Raw genomic sequence first — 15,912 nt, 5'->3', positions numbered from 1 at the left:
CGAATGACCACAACTGACTGATTCGTACGGCACGGATGGCCGGGGGAACAGCGCGCTCTGGGGAGGCGTCGTGGACGACTACGCGGGTCGGGTGCTTGCCGACCGCTACCGCCTGCCGCTGCCCCCGTCCGACGGGTACGAACTGGTCGAGACCCGGGCGTTCGACACCTACAGCGGCCAGGAGGTCCTGGTCCGCCAGGTGCCGCTGCCGGAGATCGTGGACGCCGAGGTGCTCGACGCCGACGGCCGGTCGGCGGCGGGCGGGCGCACCACCGGGCGGGCGGTGCGCCGCAGCACGGACCCCGCGGTCCGGCGGGCGATCGAGGCCGCGCAGGCCGCCGCCCAGGTGCCCGACCACCCCCGGCTCGACCAGGTCTTCGACGTGTTCGCCGAGGCCGGTTCGCTCTGGATAGTCAGCGAGCTCGTCGCGGCCCGCCCGCTCGCCGCCCTCCTCGCCGAACGCCCCCTGAACCCCTACCGGGCCGCCGAGATCGGCTCCGACGTGCTCACCGCCCTGCGGGTGCTCCACGCGCACGGCTGGACCCACCGCAACATCACCGTCCGCACGGTCCTGGTCTGCGACGACGGCCGCGTCATGCTCACCGGCCTCGCGGCGGGCGCCGCCGAGGAGGCGCTCTGCGGGTACGCCCCCGAGCCGCTGCCCGACGACGAGCCGGTGGCGGAGACGTACGGAGAGCGGTCGGAGACGTACGGGGATCCGGCGGAGACGTACGGGAGCCCGGCGGAGACGTACGGCGAGGGGCAGGGGGCCTACGAGGTGCCCGAGGCCGACGACACGCTGGGGATACCGGTCGTCGAGGCGGTCGGCGCCGATGAGCCCGGTGAGCTGCCGGACAGCCGCGGTGCCTACTCCCTGCCGCCGGCCGGGAGCCACGAAAGCCAGGAACTCCCGCTCGTCCCGCCGTTCGTGCGGGCGCAGCTGCCGCAGGACCACGCGTTCCGCCCGGAGCGGGGCGACGGGCAGAACGCCTTCCGCCCCGAGCGGGTCGGGGAACAGGTGCCCGAGGCGCGGGCGGCCTACGACGAGCCCGGTGGCCAGGAGCTCGTTCCGCGCCCCGCCACGCCCGCCGTGCCCTACACGGCCGCCCCCAGGCCCCCCGCCGAGCCAGGAGCCGCGAGCGCCGCCCAGCTGCGGGCCGCCAGGGCCGGGGCGATCGCCGCCTACCGCGCCGGCGCCCGCGCCGCCGCCCGGGACACCGAGGACCGCCGCAAGGCGCCCGGGAGCACCCCCGCGAACCTCTCGAAGGAGCCCCAGGGCCCGGCGGCCGGGGGCACGGAGGAAGACACGACCGGCACCCTCCCCGCGCAGCGCCCCGACCCGGGCACGGACCCCGGTCCGGACACCGGCACGGGAACAGGCACCGGCACCGGCTTCGGCGCCCTCCCCGGCACCCCTGATGGAGACACCCCCGAGCCGGGCCCCGCCTCCGCCGGCCTCCCCGGCCCGCGGCTGACCGCCCCCTGGGGCAGCCCGCCCGAGGACCCCTACGAAGACGATGACGACGAGGACGACGAGGAGGAGGGCCCCCGCCCGCCCCGCCGCGTCCACCTCGCGGGCACCTGGGACGACGGGCCCGGCGCCGGGCGGTCCGTCCCCGCGGGCGGCTCCGGCCAGGACGCGCTGCGCGCCGACTCCCGCCGCCCCGGACAGGCTTCGCTCGCCCCCGCCACCCGTCTCCCGGCGGAACGTGCCCCCTCCAGCACCTGGGAGGAGGCCGTCGCGGGCAGCCGCAAGGCCGCCGTCTACCGGGGCCCCGCGACCCCGCTCGCCGCCGAGCGCGCCCGGCAGGCGCGGATCGCCGTCGTCGGCCCCGTCACCGAGCGCTGGGCACCGGAACAGGCCGGTCCCGTCCACGACAACTGGCAGCTCGCGCCCCCCATCGGCCCCTCCACCGACCTGTGGGCGCTCGGCGCGCTGCTCTACCGCGCTGTCCAGGGCCACGCCCCCTACCCCGAGGAGAGCGCGGCCGAGCTCGTCCAGATGGTGTGCGCCGAGCCGCCCGCCTTCGCCGAGGAGTGCGGCGCGCTGCGGCCCGTCGTCGAGTCGCTGCTGCGCCAGGACCCCACCGAGCGGCCGGACTTCGAGGAGCTGCGCGGCTGGCTGCGCTCGCTGGTGCGGTCCGCCCCCGAGCCGGAGGCGGGCGCCGACGTCGTCCCGCTGCCCGCGCCGGACGCCACCCGGCTCCCCGTCGTACGCCGCCGGGGCGAGCTGGTCCGCAGGCGCCGGGGCAGGTTCGGCGGAGGATCCGCGCACGGCCGCCACCGGCAGGGCAGGCGGCAGCAGTTGGAGAAGCAGCGCGCCGCCGAACACCCGGACCTGCGCCGTCCGCCGCCCCGGCACGAGTCGATGCTGCCTCCCGAGCGCTCCGGCCACCCCGCCGACGCCTGGGAACAGCCCCGCCCGTCCCGCGCACCGCGCGAGCCCAAGGGGCCCAGGGTGCTGCGCGAGCCCGCCCGGCCGCGCGAGGGGCGCTCGCCGCGCCACCTCGGCCGGCTGCTGCTGATCCTGGTCCTGCTGCTGATGGCCGCGGCCATCACGTACGCCTTCATGTTCATGCCGAAGCAGGAGCCGGGCGGCCGGGCCGGTGCGCCCGGGCCCGGGCAGCCCACGGGCTCCGCCGCCCCCACCCCGCCGGGCACCGAGTCCGGGGCGCCCACCCCCTCCGCGGGGGCGAGCACCGATCCCGGCTCGCAGCAGCCGCAGACCAGCCGCTCCGCCGTCGCGCTCGCCCCCGGCTATGTGCTCCGCAAGGACGCGGAGGGCTTCGAGGTCGGCGTACCGAAGGACTGGCAGCGCAGTCCCGCCAACGCGGACCGTCAGATCCGTTACGGAAGCGACGGTTTCACGCTCCTCGTGGTGCCCGGCCGGGACACCGTCAAGGCGGCGGGCAGCGACCCGCTGGACTACCAGCGCGACAAACAGCCCGAGCTCCAGCCGTTCCGCGACTCCAGCTGGTCCACCTCGTCGGGGCTGCGCCGGGTCGACGTCGGCCGGCAGGCCATGGCCGAGGGGCAGTTCACCTGGCAGGACAGCTCGGGCCGCGAGGTGTACGTCCGCAACCTGGCCATGGTCGTCGACGGCCGCTACCACATCGTCCAGGTCATCGGCCCGGAGGACGAGCGGGACAAGGTCACCGAGATCTACCAGCAGGCCATCGCCTCGTACCGGGTGAACGCCTGACCGCACGTCATCGGCCGCTCACCGAGAGGGTCCTTGTGGGGTGGCGACAACCATCACAGTGCGGTCTCGTGGGCGATCCCCGGTTCCGTCCCACCGCCCGCGCTCCGTAATCTGGCAAGCCGAGGAACGGGGCGGGGACACACGTGGATCGATCACAGGGCACGGCTGCGGGACTGGTGCTGGCGGGGCGTTACCGGCTGGGCGAGGTGCTCGGCCGCGGCGGCATGGGCAAGGTCTGGCGCGCCCACGACGAGGTGCTGCACCGCACGGTCGCCGTCAAGGAGTTGACCGCCGGGCTGTACGTCGCCGAGGCCGACCGGCTGGTGCTGCACGCCCGCACCCAGAAGGAGGCGCGCGCGGCGGCCCGGATCACGCACCCCGGCGTCGTCACCGTCCACGACGTGATCGAGTACGACAAGCGCCCCTGGATCGTCATGCAGTACGTCGACGGGCCCTCGCTCGCCGACCAGGCCAAGGAGAGCGGGGAGATCGCCCCGCGCGAGGCGGCCCGCATCGGCCTCCACGTCCTGAGCGCCCTGCGCGCCGCGCACGGGGCCGGGGTGCTGCACCGCGACGTCAAACCCGGCAACGTCCTGCTGGCCCGCGACGGGCAGGTGCTCCTCACCGACTTCGGGATCGCCGCGATCGAGGGCGACTCCACCATCACCCGGACCGGCGAACTCGTCGGCTCCATCGACTATCTGGCGCCCGAACGGGTACGCGGCGGCGACCCCGGACCCGCCTCCGACCTCTGGTCGCTGGGCGCGACCCTGTACACGGCGGTGGAGGGACGCTCGCCCTTCCGGCGTACGTCCCCGATCTCCACCATGCAGGCCGTCGTCACCGAGGAACCGCCCGCGCCCGTCAACGCCGGTCCCCTCGGCCCCGTCATCACCGCGCTGCTCCGCAAGGATCCGGCCGACCGCCCCACGGCCGCCGAGACCGAGCAGATGCTGCTGGACGCCATGGAGGGCCGCGAGCCGCGCTCGGCCCAGGCGCATGTGCCGACCCAACGGGTGGAGGAGCAGACCGGGTTCGCGTACGCGGGCTCGGACGGCTCCACGGCCCGGCTCCCCGGACCGGCGCCCTCCGCGACGACTCCGACCGCCCCCGTCGGCGGCCCCTCCTCCGCCCCCGTCACCCGGCGCGGCGGCTCCCGGCGGTGGCGCACGGCGCTCGTCGTGGTCGTCGCCGCGGCGGTCCTCGGGGGCGCGGCCGGGCTGGCCGCGATGAAGTACGGGGAAGGCGCGTCGGCCGACGACCGCACGGCCACCCCCACCACGCCCTCCGCCCCGCAGACCACCCCGGCCCCCTCCGGCACCCCGCCCGCGCAAGGAACCCCGGAGATACCCGACGGCTGGCACCGGGTCGACGACCCGGCGGGCTTCAGCCTGGTCGTCCCCAAGAGCTGGACGCGCGAGGTGAACGCCGGGCAGATCGACTACACCCCCGACGGCGGGGCCCACCGCATACGGATCAGCGTCGACCCCGACCCGGACTTCGACCATCCGTATCTGCACATGGAGAACATGGAGCAGCAGCTCTCCGAGCGGCTGCCGGGCTATCAGCGGATCGGCCTGGAGAAGAACACCTTCCGCGACCGGCCGGGCTCGCTCTGGGAGTTCACCTGGAACGAGACCAAGGACCACGCGGGGCCCCGGCACGGGATCGACCAGATGTACTACGGCGGCCCGGGCGGCCCCGAGTACGCGCTCTATCTCACGGCCCCGCAGGAGGGGTGGGCGGCGAGCCGCGAGAAGTTCGACATCATGCTGCGCAGCTGGCGGGCACCGGGCCCGCAGAACTGAGCGGGCCGGGCCCATAGCCACTGATCAGCGGTTATGTCGCCAGCGATCACTGGCTCGGTCACGGTGGTGGTGCCGGGAGGGCGGCGGGTCCTGTGAAAAACTGTTACCCACGGGTACCCAAAGTGTTCGGCTCGACATACTCTCGGCCTCATGACGGACTCGCAGGCCCCTGACGCCCCCCTCGGTACGAACCCCGTCGCGGTCGCCCCCGCCGGCGTGCGCACGGCCGCCGATGTGGTCACCCCCGAGGTGGTCGCCCAGCTGATCCGCGGTGTCGTCGGATCGGGCCGTACCGCCAACCACTCGCCGTTCACCGGGGAGAAGCTGGCCGACCTGCCCGAGTCGACCCCCGAGGACGTCGCCACCGCCTTCGACCGGGCCCGCGCCGCCCAGCCCGCCTGGGCCGCCACCCCCGTACGGCAGCGGGCCGCGATCCTGCTGCGCTTCCACGACCTGGTCCTCAGCCGCCAGTCCGAGGTGCTCGACCTCATCCAGCTGGAGACCGGGAAGGCCCGGCTGCACGCCCACGAAGAGGTGCAGTCCGTCGCCGTCGCCGCCCGCCACTACGGGCGCAGGGCGGCCGCCTACCTCAAGCCCCGGCGCCACACCGGTGTCGTCCCGACCCTCACCAAGGTCACCGAACTGCGCCAGCCGCGCGGGGTCGTCGGCCAGATCGCCCCGTGGAACTACCCCTTCGAGCTGTCGGTGGGCGACGCGCTGCCCGCCTTCGTCTCCGGCAACGCCGTCGTGATGAAGCCCGACACGGAGACCGCGCTGACCGCCCTGTGGGCCCGTGACCTGCTCGTCGAGGCCGGGCTGCCCGCCGAGGTCTTCCAGATCGTCCTCGGCGAGGGACCCGTCGTCGGCCCCGAGGTCGTCAGCCGCGCCGACTACGTCTCCTTCACCGGCTCCACCCGCACCGGCCGCGAGGTCGCGGTCGGCGCCGCCGCCCGGCTGGTCGGCGTATCGCTGGAGCTCGGCGGCAAGAACGCCATGCTCGTCCTGAAGGACGCCGACGTCGAGAAGGCCGCCGCGGGCGCCGTCCGCGCCTGCTTCTCCTCCGCCGGACAGCTCTGCATCTCCATCGAGCGGCTGTACGTCCACGAGTCCGTCGCCGACGACTTCGTGGCACGGTTCGCCACCCGGACCAGGGCCATGCGGCTCGGCAACTCCCTCGCGTACGGCGCCGACATGGGCTCCCTCGTCGGGGAGCGCCAGCTGGAGACGGTGAGCCGGCATGTCGCCGAGGCCGTCGAGAAGGGCGCGACGCTCGTCGCGGGCGGCGTCGCACGCCCCGACATCGGGCCGCTGTTCTACGAGCCGACCATCCTGGACGGGGTGGAGGCGCCGATGGCCGTCTGCACCGAGGAGACCTTCGGCCCGGTCGTCTCGATCTACCGTTTCAGCGACGAGGACGAGGTGATCGCGCTGGCCAACGCCACCCCGTACGGCCTCAACTCCAGCGTCTGGACCACCGACTCCCGGCGCGGTCACCAGGTCGCCGCCCGGCTGCGGACCGGCACCGTCAACATCAACGAGGGGTATGCCCCCGCCTACGGCAGCGTCCAGTCCCCGATGGGCGGCATGAAGGACTCCGGTCTCGGCCGGCGGCACGGCTCCGAGGGCATCCTCAAGTACACCGAGGCCCAGACCGTCGCCCAGCAGCGGCTGATCCCGCTCGCCCCGTCCTTCGGCATGGACGACGAGAAGTACGCCGCGTTCATGACCCGCAGCCTCAGGGCGATGAAGGCGTTCCGGCTGCGCTGAGCGCCGTTCCGGGGCCCGTAGCACGCCCTTTTCGTTCCGATTCCGTACCGAGGAGCGCCATGTCCCAGGACAGCCCTGCCCAGAAACAGGCCGTGAGCCACGTTCCCGCCGAGGACGACGCCGCGTACGACTACGACATCCTCGTCGTCGGCTCGGGCTTCGGCGGGGCGGTGTCCGCCCTGCGGCTGACGGAGAAGGGGTACCGCGTCGGCATCCTGGAGGCGGGCCGCCGCTTCACCCCCGGCACCCTCCCCAAGACCTCCTGGGACCTCAAGAACTACCTCTGGGCCCCCGCCCTCGGTCTCTTCGGCATCCAGCGCGTCCACCTCCTCGGCAACGTCATGGTGCTCGCGGGCGCCGGGGTCGGTGGCGGCTCGCTCAACTACGCCAACACGCTGTACGTGCCGCCCGCCCCGTTCTTCGAGGACCGCCAGTGGGCCTCGATCACCGACTGGCAGGACGAGCTGAAGCCGTACTACGACCAGGCCCGCCGGATGCTCGGCGTGCGCCTCAACCCGACCATGACCCCCTCCGACATCCACCTCAAGGCCGCCGCCGAGGCGATGGGCGTCGGCGACACCTTCCACCTGGCCCCGGTCGGCGTCTTCTTCGGCGACGGCAAGGACGCCGACGGCACCGCGAAGGCCAAGCCCGGCGGCACGGTCCCCGACCCGTACTTCGGCGGCGCCGGACCCGCCCGCAAGGCCTGCACCGAGTGCGGCGAGTGCATGACGGGGTGCCGCCACGGCGCGAAGAACACCCTCAACGAGAACTACCTCCACCTCGCGGAGAAGGCCGGAGCGGTCATCCACCCGATGACCTCCGTCGTCGCCGTCACCGACGATCCGGAGGGCGGCTACCGGGTCCTCACCGTCCCCACCGACCGCCGCCGCAAGGCGAAGCCCACGAAGCTGCGCGCCCGCAAGGTCGTCGTCGCGGCGGGCACGTACGGCACCCAGACCCTGCTGCACGCCATGAAGGACCGCGGCCTGCTGCCCCGGCTCTCCACCAGGCTCGGGGAGCTGACCCGGACCAACTCCGAGGCGCTGGTGGGCTCCCAGACCAGCGACCGCCGCTACCGCAGGAAGCACGGCATCGCGAAGGCCGACTTCTCCCAGGGCGTCGCGATCACCTCCTCGATCCACCCGGACGACAACACCCACATCGAGCCCGTCCGCTACGGCAAGGGCTCCAACGCCATGGGCGCGATGTCGATCCTCCAGGTCCCCTACGGCGGACGCCGGGTGCTCGGCTGGCTCGCCAACATGGCCAAGCACCCCACCCTCGCCGTCCGTTCGCTCTCCAACCACCACTGGTCCGAGCGCACGATCATCGGGCTCGTCATGCAGTCGCTGGACAACTCGCTGACGACGTACCGCAAACCGGGCGGCATCGGCAAAGGCCTGCTCACCGCCCGCCAGGGCCACGGCGCGCCCAACCCGACCCAGATCCCCGAGGCCACCCGCAGCGCCACCCTCCTCGCCGAGGAGATCAACGGCTTCGCCGGATCCAACGTCGGCGAGCTGATGGGCACCCCGCTAACCGCCCACTTCCTCGGCGGCTGCCCGATCGGCGCGAGCACGGAGGAGGGCGTCATCGACCCCTACCACCGCCTCTACGGCCACCCCGGCATCAGCGTCGTCGACGGCTCCGCGGTCTCCGCCAACCTCGGCGTCAACCCCTCGCTGACCATCACCGCCCAGGCCGAGCGCGCGATGTCGTTCTGGCCCAACAAGGGCGAGAGCGACCCGCGACCGGAGCAGGGCGCGGCCTACCAACGCCTCGCCCCCGTCGAGCCGCTGGCCCCTACCGTGCCCGAGGACGCGTTCGCGGCGCTGAAGCTGCCGTTCCTCGGGATCCCCGTCGTACCGCCGAAGGGGACCGTGGAGGCCGGGGCGGATGTGAAGGGCGTCGGGAACACCCCCGTACCCAATCCGTGACCGGATCTTGGGCCGCTCTTCGGAGAGCTGTGCGGCCGGCCCCGTACGCTGCGGGGTCGAAAGCCTGACCGCGGCACAGCGATGTGACCGCGGTCGCACAGCTCCTGCCGAACCCCAGAGGTCCGCGATGACACGCTTCTCCCCGCGAACCGCGCCGCTCCGCAGTGCGGGTGGCCTCGCCGCCACCGCCCTGCTGCTCGCCGCCGGTCCGCTCACCGTGGCCGCCGCTGCCCCGGCCCGCGCCGCCGACCCGGTGTTCGCGCTGGGCGGCCCGGCCGGGACCGCCCTGCACCCGGACGCGGAAGGCGGCGGCGCGCCGAAGCGGTCCACGGCCGGGATCACGGTCACCAACCCGGCCGACGAGGGGTACGAGGGCGAGTTCACCCTCACCTTCGACCTGACCGGGGTGGCGGGCATCGCCGACGTGGCCTTCGACCCCGGGGCCGGGGTGGAGTGCGAGACGAAGGGGACCCGGACGGCCGTCTGCACGGGCGACACCATCGCACCCGGCCTCTCCACCGTCACCGGCCTCCTCCTCGGCGCCGCCGAGGGCAGCGAGCAGGGCGCGTCCGGCACGATCAGGGTCACGGGCGAGGCCGGGGGCGCGACTTCCACGCCCCACGCCCCCTTCACCCCGTTCACCACCCGGGTCACCGTCGGCGGCCCCGACCTCGTGATGCGGAAGCTCCCCTTCGACCACGAGCCCACCCCCGGGCAGAAGCAGCAGGCGCCGATCACCTTCGCCAACCGGGGCAGCCGCGACGCCGACGGCGTCGTCCTCACCCTGCGGTACTCGCGCGGCCTCGACATCCCGCAGCGCTACTCCAACTGCGCGTACACGACGGACGAGGCCTGGACCACGGCCCGCTGCTCCGTCGAGGGCGCCTTCGAGGCGGGCGCGACGTACACCCTGGCCGCCCCGCTCACTCTGGAGGCCACGACCCGGGCCTACCGAGACCTCTTCGTCTACGGCATCCAGGAGGCGGGGACTGTCTCGCGTGTGGCCTCCGCCGCCCGCTCCGAGCGCGGGTCGGGCGCGGTGCTCAGGGCCGTACCGGTGACGAAGGCCCTGGCCGCCCGGGGCGTGGACCTCGAACCGGGCGACAACGAGCAGGAGGCCGGGTTCCGTACGCCGAACACGGCCGACTTCGTGGCGTACGGGGACGAGGCGTCCGGGGCCGCGGGCGCCACGGTCACGGCGCGCCTCGGCTTCCGCAACGACGGCCCGGCCTGGATCGGCCGTATCCGGTCCGGCGGGAGCGTGGCCGCCGTCGACTTCACCGTCCCGCAGGGCGCGACGGTCACCTCGGCGCCGAAGGGGTGCCGGGGGGTGACCGCCGAAGGCGCGTACCGGGAGGACCGGAAGACCCCCGCCCCGCGTTACGTCTGCCCGGCCCCGACGGCCGTCCGCGACGGCGGCGGCCTGGACCTCTCCTTCGGGCTGCGGATCGACAAGGTGCTGATCGGCGCGGCCGGGAGGGTCACGGTGCGGGGTCCGGGGCTCCAGGGGGCGGGGCTGCCGTTCGACCCGATGCCGGGGAACAGCACGGCGCGGGTGGTGCTGAACGGGGAGAGCGGCGGCGGCCCGTCGCCGTCCCCCGCTCCTCCGGCGAAGGGAGGCCTGGGTGCGGGTTCCGGAACGGCTCCTTCCGCCACGGCTGTCCCGGGAACGAGCGGCATGGGCTCGCCCAGCGCCACCGGGAACGGCGGCGGCAGCCTTGCCTCGACCGGATCGTCGACGGCCCTGACCGCCTCGGTCATGGCGATCGCGGCACTGACGGCGGGCCTGGCGCTGTTCATGGCAGCCGGGCGGCGGAGGTCCTGAAGCGGACCAGGTGGTGAGTGGGGGAGGGGGAACATCCTCCGCCCCGTCCTGCATCCCGATGCGACCGACCCGGGCGTCCCCGGGTACGGCCGCACATGGGGTGACCGGGCTGCTGTCCCCTGCGGACCGGTCACTGACGCCAGGATGTGGTCCCACGACGTACCTGCAGTACGTCACACGTCCCGGCGGAGCCACGCGTGGTTTTCTACCGATGCCGCCCCTGGTTGGCACGGACACCGGGACCAACGAAGTCACGCCGGTCCCGGTCACGCGCCGTACGGGTGAGACGGGCACCGAACGCAGATACGGTCCTGCGGCTGCCGGCCCGGGGGTCACACCCGGCCGCGGCACAGCTCCAGCAGGGTCATCGCCAGCGCGGTGCCCGGCTTGCCCAGCGCGTCCCTGTAGTGGCTGAGCACGGCCGTCTCGCGGGAGAGGTTGACCCGGCGGCCGCCGGAGGTGATCCGGGCCTCCTGGATGACCGCCGAGACGGCCATCCGTTCCTGGACGAGGCCGATGATCCGGTCGTCGAGGGTGTCGATGCGCTCGCGGGCGCCGCCGATCAGGGCGGCGGCCTCGTCGGTGTGGGCGCCGGTCCGCTCGGCGGGGGTGGTGACGGTGTTTCCGGCGGGGCTGGTGGTGATGCTGCTCATGGTGGTGACTCCCGGTGGGGTGACGGCCCCCCGGAGCAACGGGCCCGGACACGCAGAACGCCCCGGGCCTGATGGCCCGGGGCGCCTGGAACGTTGCTTGTCAGTAGCTCAAGCAGCACGACCATGGCAGCCGGCGGGCCGGATGCCATAGGTAAAGACGAAGGTCGTGTGCTGACGCATGGGGGACAGTATGGCCCCGGCCCGGCGGCCTCGACAAAACGGGGCCCGGATCGTGAGACGGAGGGCGTCGGCCCCTGGCATCACCGGCCCGGCGGAGGGTTCGCGCACGGCCGGTAGAATCGGGAGAACCGACCCCCTTCACCACCGCCGGAAGGCCGCCCCGTGCCAGCAGCACCCCCCGCCGCCCCCGACACCACGGCCGACGTGGTCCTCGTTGTCGACTTCGGCGCGCAGTACGCCCAGCTCATCGCCCGCCGTGTCCGTGAGGCCCGGGTCTACAGCGAGATCGTCCCGTCCACCATGCCGGTGGCCGAGATGCTGGCCAAGAACCCCCGCGCGATCATCCTGTCCGGCGGTCCGTCGTCGGTCTACGCGGAGGGCGCCCCCTCCCTGGACCGTTCGCTCTTCGAGGCCGGTGTCCCCGTCTTCGGCATGTGCTACGGCTTCCAGCTGATGGCGACCACCCTCGGCGGCACGGTCGACGACAACGGGGCCCGTGAGTACGGCCGCACCTCGCTGCACGTGTCCAAGGCGGGCTCGACGCTCTTCGAGGGCACGCCCACCGAGCAGCCGGTGTGGATGTCGCACGGCGACGCGTGCTCGGCGGCGCCCGAGGGCTTCACCGTCACCGCGTCCACCGACGTCGTGCCGGTCGCCGCCTTCGAGAACGACGAGAAGAAGCTCTACGGCGTCCAGTACCACCCGGAGGTTCTGCACTCCACCCACGGCCAGCAGGTCCTGGAGCACTTCCTCTACCGCGGCGCGGGCATCGAGCCGAACTGGACCACCACCAATGTGGTCGAGGAGCAGATCGCCGCGATCCGCGAGCAGGTCGGCGACAAGCGCGCCATCTGCGGCCTCTCCGGCGGCGTGGACTCCGCGGTCGCGGCCGCACTCGTCCAGAAGGCCATCGGCTCGCAGCTGACCTGCGTCTATGTCGACCACGGCCTGATGCGCAAGGGCGAGACCGAGCAGGTCGAGAAGGACTTCGTCGCCGCGACCGGCGCGAAGCTGAAGGTGGTCGACGCGGAGAAGCGCTTCCTCGACGCCCTGGCCGGGGTCTCCGACCCGGAGCAGAAGCGGAAGATCATCGGCCGCGAGTTCATCCGCGTCTTCGAGCAGGCCCAGCTGGAGATCCTCCAGGAGGACGGACCCGAGGTCGCCTTCCTCGTCCAGGGCACGCTCTACCCGGACGTGGTGGAGTCCGGCGGCGGCACCGGCACCGCCAACATCAAGTCCCACCACAACGTCGGCGGCCTCCCCGACGACATCGAGTTCCAGCTCGTCGAGCCGCTGCGCCAGCTGTTCAAGGACGAGGTCCGGATGGTCGGCCAGGAGCTCGGCCTGCCGGAGGAGATCGTCCAGCGCCAGCCGTTCCCCGGCCCCGGGCTCGGCATCCGCATCGTCGGCGAGGTCACCAAGGACCGCCTGGACCTGCTCCGCGAGGCCGACGCCATCGCCCGCGAGGAGCTGACGGCGGCCGGCCTGGACCGCGACATCTGGCAGTGCCCGGTGGTCCTCCTCGCCGACGTCCGCTCGGTCGGCGTCCAGGGCGACGGCCGCACCTACGGCCACCCGATCGTGCTGCGCCCGGTCTCCTCCGAGGACGCCATGACGGCCGACTGGTCGCGCCTGCCGTACGAGACGCTGGCGAAGATCTCCACCCGAATCACCAACGAGGTCGCCGACGTCAACCGCGTCGTCCTCGACGTGACGAGCAAGCCGCCGGGGACCATCGAGTGGGAGTGACCTTCCCGCTCCTGGTGAGCCCGTAGGGCCTCTCCTGGTCAACGCCGATGCCGTCGCTCATTCGTTTGGGCGGCGGCATTGTCGTGTCCGCTGGGTACGCTGAGTGAAGAGACGAGACTTCGGCGTAGGGGAGCAATCATGAGCGCCGCACCCGAGCCCAGGCTTGAGCAGCAGCCGTACCGGTGGCCCGTCCCGTCGGAGGGCGGCTGGACGGCGGACGACCTCGACCGGATTCCGGGCCTCCCGCCCCACACCGAGCTGATCGACGGGAGCCTCGTTTTCATGAGTCCGTAGCGGAAGTTCCACACGCGAGCCATGTGGTTGCTGGAGAGTGGACTGCTTGCTCACCTGCCTGCGGATCTGGATGTGGACCGGGAGATGACGGTCAAGCTGGACCGCAACAATCGCCCCGAACCCGACATGCTGGTGTACCGGGCGGATGCCGACACCGGCGCGGACCAGACCTGGTACGCGCCCGAGGACGTCATCCTCGCCGTAGAAGTCGTCTCCCCCGACTCCGAGGCCCCGACGGCCTCCCCGTCGTGTACGTCTACGAACTCGACCCCGCACTGAAGGCGTACACGCCCACGGGCATCCACCACAACGCCCTGAAGCTCGACGTCCCCTTCCCCCTCTCCATCGACCTCACCGCGATCGGCCAACGCCGCCCCTAGCCCTTTCCATCGCCCCCACCCGGCGGTAACTTCCGGTCCCGTACGCCCTGGGAACCCGAGGAGCCGCCATGTCCGAGCCGCCCGCCGTGCCCGCCCCCGCGCCCGTCCCCGTGGAGCAGCTGCACTTCTCGATGCCGCCCGTGCACGCGTCGCCGGACGAGGAGCGGGCGTACCGCAGGCAGCGGCTCGCCGGGGCGCTGCGGCTGTTCGGGGAGTTCGGGTACGAGGACGGGGTCTCCGGGCACATCACCGTCCGCGATCCGGAGCTGGCCGACTGCTACTGGGTCAACCCGTTCGGGGCGCCCTTCGCCGGCATCGCTCCGCAGGACCTGATCCTCGTCAACGGCGACGGTCAGGTGGTCCAGGGGCGCTTCCACGTCAACCAGGCCGCGTTCGCCGTGCACGCGGCCGTGCACCGGGCCCGGCCGGGGGCTGTCGCCGTCGCGCACACCCACTCCGTGCACGGGCGGGCGCTCGCCGCGCTGGGGGAGCTGATCGAGCCGATCACCCAGGAGGCCTGCGCCTTCTACGAGGACCACTCCTTTCGTTGTGCAAGTAGCACAGAGAAGTGCAGGTCAGCGACCTGCCGGACGAGAGGCAGTCACTCATGGATGAGCAGCTTGAGGCCTGGATAGAGGCACAGAGCCGTAAGGCCCCCCGGTTGTCGGAAGAGGCTCTGCGTGAGCTGGCAGAGACCCTGAACCTTGAACTGAGCCGCTAGTGCCTGCCAAAAAGACCCATCTGAGTGTCCGGCACAACGCCGCTACCCGCCGCAGCATGGAGACGCTGGAGGCCACAGGCCGGAGTACCACGGAGGCCCTGACGTGGGCCCTGGAGTGGGCCGCGCACTGCCTGGAGCACGCATGGGCAACAGGGGCTGTGCCACAGGGCGTGATTCCGGACATGAAGGCAACCTACCGACCGCCCGCAGGCCCGTGTGACACCCGTGTGACGCAGGTCAGCGGCCCTGCGGCACACTCCTGGCAGCCACACGCAGAGCAGCGTTCAGCCTGACCTGAGACACCAAGAGGCCCCCGCCGGTTGGCGGGGGCCTCTGGCGTTGCTGTGCGGCTAGAGCGTCGCCGCCTTGGCGTACTTCACCAGCCCGCTCCACGCGGCACGCGAGAGAGCCAGTGAGGGGCCGTCCGGCGTCTTGCTGTCGCGAACGGGAACGATGCCGGTAACGGCGACCGAAGGGGCCCACTCGATGCAGTTCCCCCCGTCCTGGTTGCTGTACGAGCTTTTGACCCACAGACCGTTGTGGTCGCTCACGGGTATGCCTCCAACTGGCTCTTGATCAAGCGGGCCGACGTGTCTCTCGGCAGCGCTGATGCGGTGAGCACATCGTAGAACCTCTCCAGCGTCCGAACTTCCCCCGGTTCCTCGATGATTGCGCCTGACTGGATTCCTTCCGTGTAAGCGATCACTCTCCGATCAGACGTGGTCACGATGGAGAGAGAGCCGTCCATGAGACTGTGCGTACCCGAGTCGAGGGGGAGCACCTGGAGCAGGAACGTCTTCTGCGCGGCAAAGGCCAACAGTGCCTCCAACTGCTCACGCATCGCCTCGGGGGTACCGACGCGGCGACGAATGACCGACTCGCAGATGACCACGGACAGGTCCGGCGACGCTGCACTACGGAAAAGCCGCTGCCGCGCTACGCGTGCAGCGGCTTTGGCCTTCACCTCCGCCTCGCTCGCACGGGGGAAGCCCTCGCGCATCAGGGCATACGCGTACGACAGGGTTTGCAGGAGCCCCGGCACCACTGTCGGAGACCACTCCGAGATCGCGAGTGCGGTGGTCTCCAACTCCAGGCGTTGAAGCGAGTAGGCGGTGAAACCCTTGCTGTCGATGAGTTCATACAGCTTCTGGAAGCTGCCGTCAGTGCCGAAAATCTGATCAAGAAGTGCAGGAACCCCCGGCGGGATGTAGCCCGACTTGGCTTCCAGCCGGCTGACGGTGCTGCGCGATGTCCGCAGCTCCTCCGCCAACGCATCCTGAGTCATTGGTCCATCCGGGTGAAGTTCCCGAGCGCTTCTCAGCTCCGCCCCGAAGACCGCCCGTAAATTCTCTGCCTCCGACATGTCTCACCCCTTCGTTCATTGCGATGAACG

9 protein-coding genes and 2 pseudogenes are annotated in these 15,912 nt (G+C 72.3%); 8 read left to right on the top strand and 3 right to left on the bottom strand.

The window, feature by feature from the left end; genetic code table 11:
* Positions 1–70: 70 nt before the first annotated feature.
* From ACK8N7_RS13545 to ACK8N7_RS13525, 5 genes are all read left to right on the top strand, one after another.
* Positions 71–3,202, top strand: coding sequence for a serine/threonine kinase C-terminal domain-containing protein (locus ACK8N7_RS13545; protein WP_500442516.1), 3,132 nt, complete (start codon positions 71–73; stop codon positions 3,200–3,202).
* Between the two features lie 143 nt (positions 3,203–3,345).
* Complete coding sequence (locus tag ACK8N7_RS13540) at positions 3,346–5,010, top strand: serine/threonine-protein kinase (RefSeq protein ID WP_500442514.1); 1,665 nt, start codon at positions 3,346–3,348, stop codon at positions 5,008–5,010.
* 150 nt (positions 5,011–5,160) lie between these two features.
* A complete protein-coding gene (locus ACK8N7_RS13535) occupies positions 5,161–6,777 on the top strand; it encodes a succinic semialdehyde dehydrogenase (RefSeq protein ID WP_403216179.1) in 1,617 nt (538 codons plus the stop codon).
* 59 nt (positions 6,778–6,836) lie between these two features.
* Positions 6,837–8,717, top strand: coding sequence for a GMC family oxidoreductase N-terminal domain-containing protein (locus tag ACK8N7_RS13530; protein ID WP_500442512.1), 1,881 nt, complete (start codon positions 6,837–6,839; stop codon positions 8,715–8,717).
* A gap of 127 nt (positions 8,718–8,844) precedes the next feature.
* Complete coding sequence (locus ACK8N7_RS13525; RefSeq protein ID WP_403216184.1) at positions 8,845–10,542, top strand: peptidase; 1,698 nt, start codon at positions 8,845–8,847, stop codon at positions 10,540–10,542.
* Positions 10,543–10,874: 332 nt separating this feature from the next.
* On the opposite strand, the gene ACK8N7_RS13520 is transcribed toward ACK8N7_RS13525, so the two are convergent.
* A complete protein-coding gene (locus ACK8N7_RS13520) occupies positions 10,875–11,195 on the bottom strand; it encodes a chorismate mutase (protein ID WP_403216186.1) in 321 nt (106 codons plus the stop codon).
* Positions 11,196–11,537: 342 nt separating this feature from the next.
* On the opposite strand from ACK8N7_RS13520, the gene guaA reads away from it, so the two are divergent.
* The 3 genes and pseudogenes from guaA to ACK8N7_RS13505 form a co-directional block, all read left to right on the top strand.
* Entirely contained in the window at positions 11,538–13,124 is a 1,587-nt protein-coding gene (gene guaA, locus ACK8N7_RS13515) for a glutamine-hydrolyzing GMP synthase (protein WP_355081782.1), read from the top strand.
* 138 nt (positions 13,125–13,262) lie between these two features.
* Positions 13,263–13,798 (top strand): annotated as a pseudogene (locus tag ACK8N7_RS13510) (Uma2 family endonuclease).
* A gap of 68 nt (positions 13,799–13,866) precedes the next feature.
* Positions 13,867–14,358, top strand: a pseudogene (locus ACK8N7_RS13505) (class II aldolase/adducin family protein); the annotation flags it as partial.
* Between the two features lie 511 nt (positions 14,359–14,869).
* Here the strand turns inward: ACK8N7_RS13505 and ACK8N7_RS13500 are convergent.
* Entirely contained in the window at positions 14,870–15,070 is a 201-nt protein-coding gene (locus ACK8N7_RS13500; RefSeq protein WP_500442510.1) for a DUF397 domain-containing protein, read from the bottom strand.
* Complete coding sequence (locus ACK8N7_RS13495) at positions 15,067–15,882, bottom strand: helix-turn-helix domain-containing protein (RefSeq protein WP_500442508.1); 816 nt, start codon at positions 15,880–15,882, stop codon at positions 15,067–15,069. The genes ACK8N7_RS13500 and ACK8N7_RS13495 overlap by 4 nt, the downstream gene beginning before the upstream one ends.
* Positions 15,883–15,912 lie beyond the last annotated feature (30 nt).

The organism is Streptomyces griseobrunneus (assembly GCF_046713465.1).
GTDB classification, from domain to species: domain Bacteria; phylum Actinomycetota; class Actinomycetes; order Streptomycetales; family Streptomycetaceae; genus Streptomyces; species Streptomyces microflavus.
Note: the sequence above shows the minus strand (reverse complement) of the source record. Positions and strands in the feature narration are given on the sequence as shown.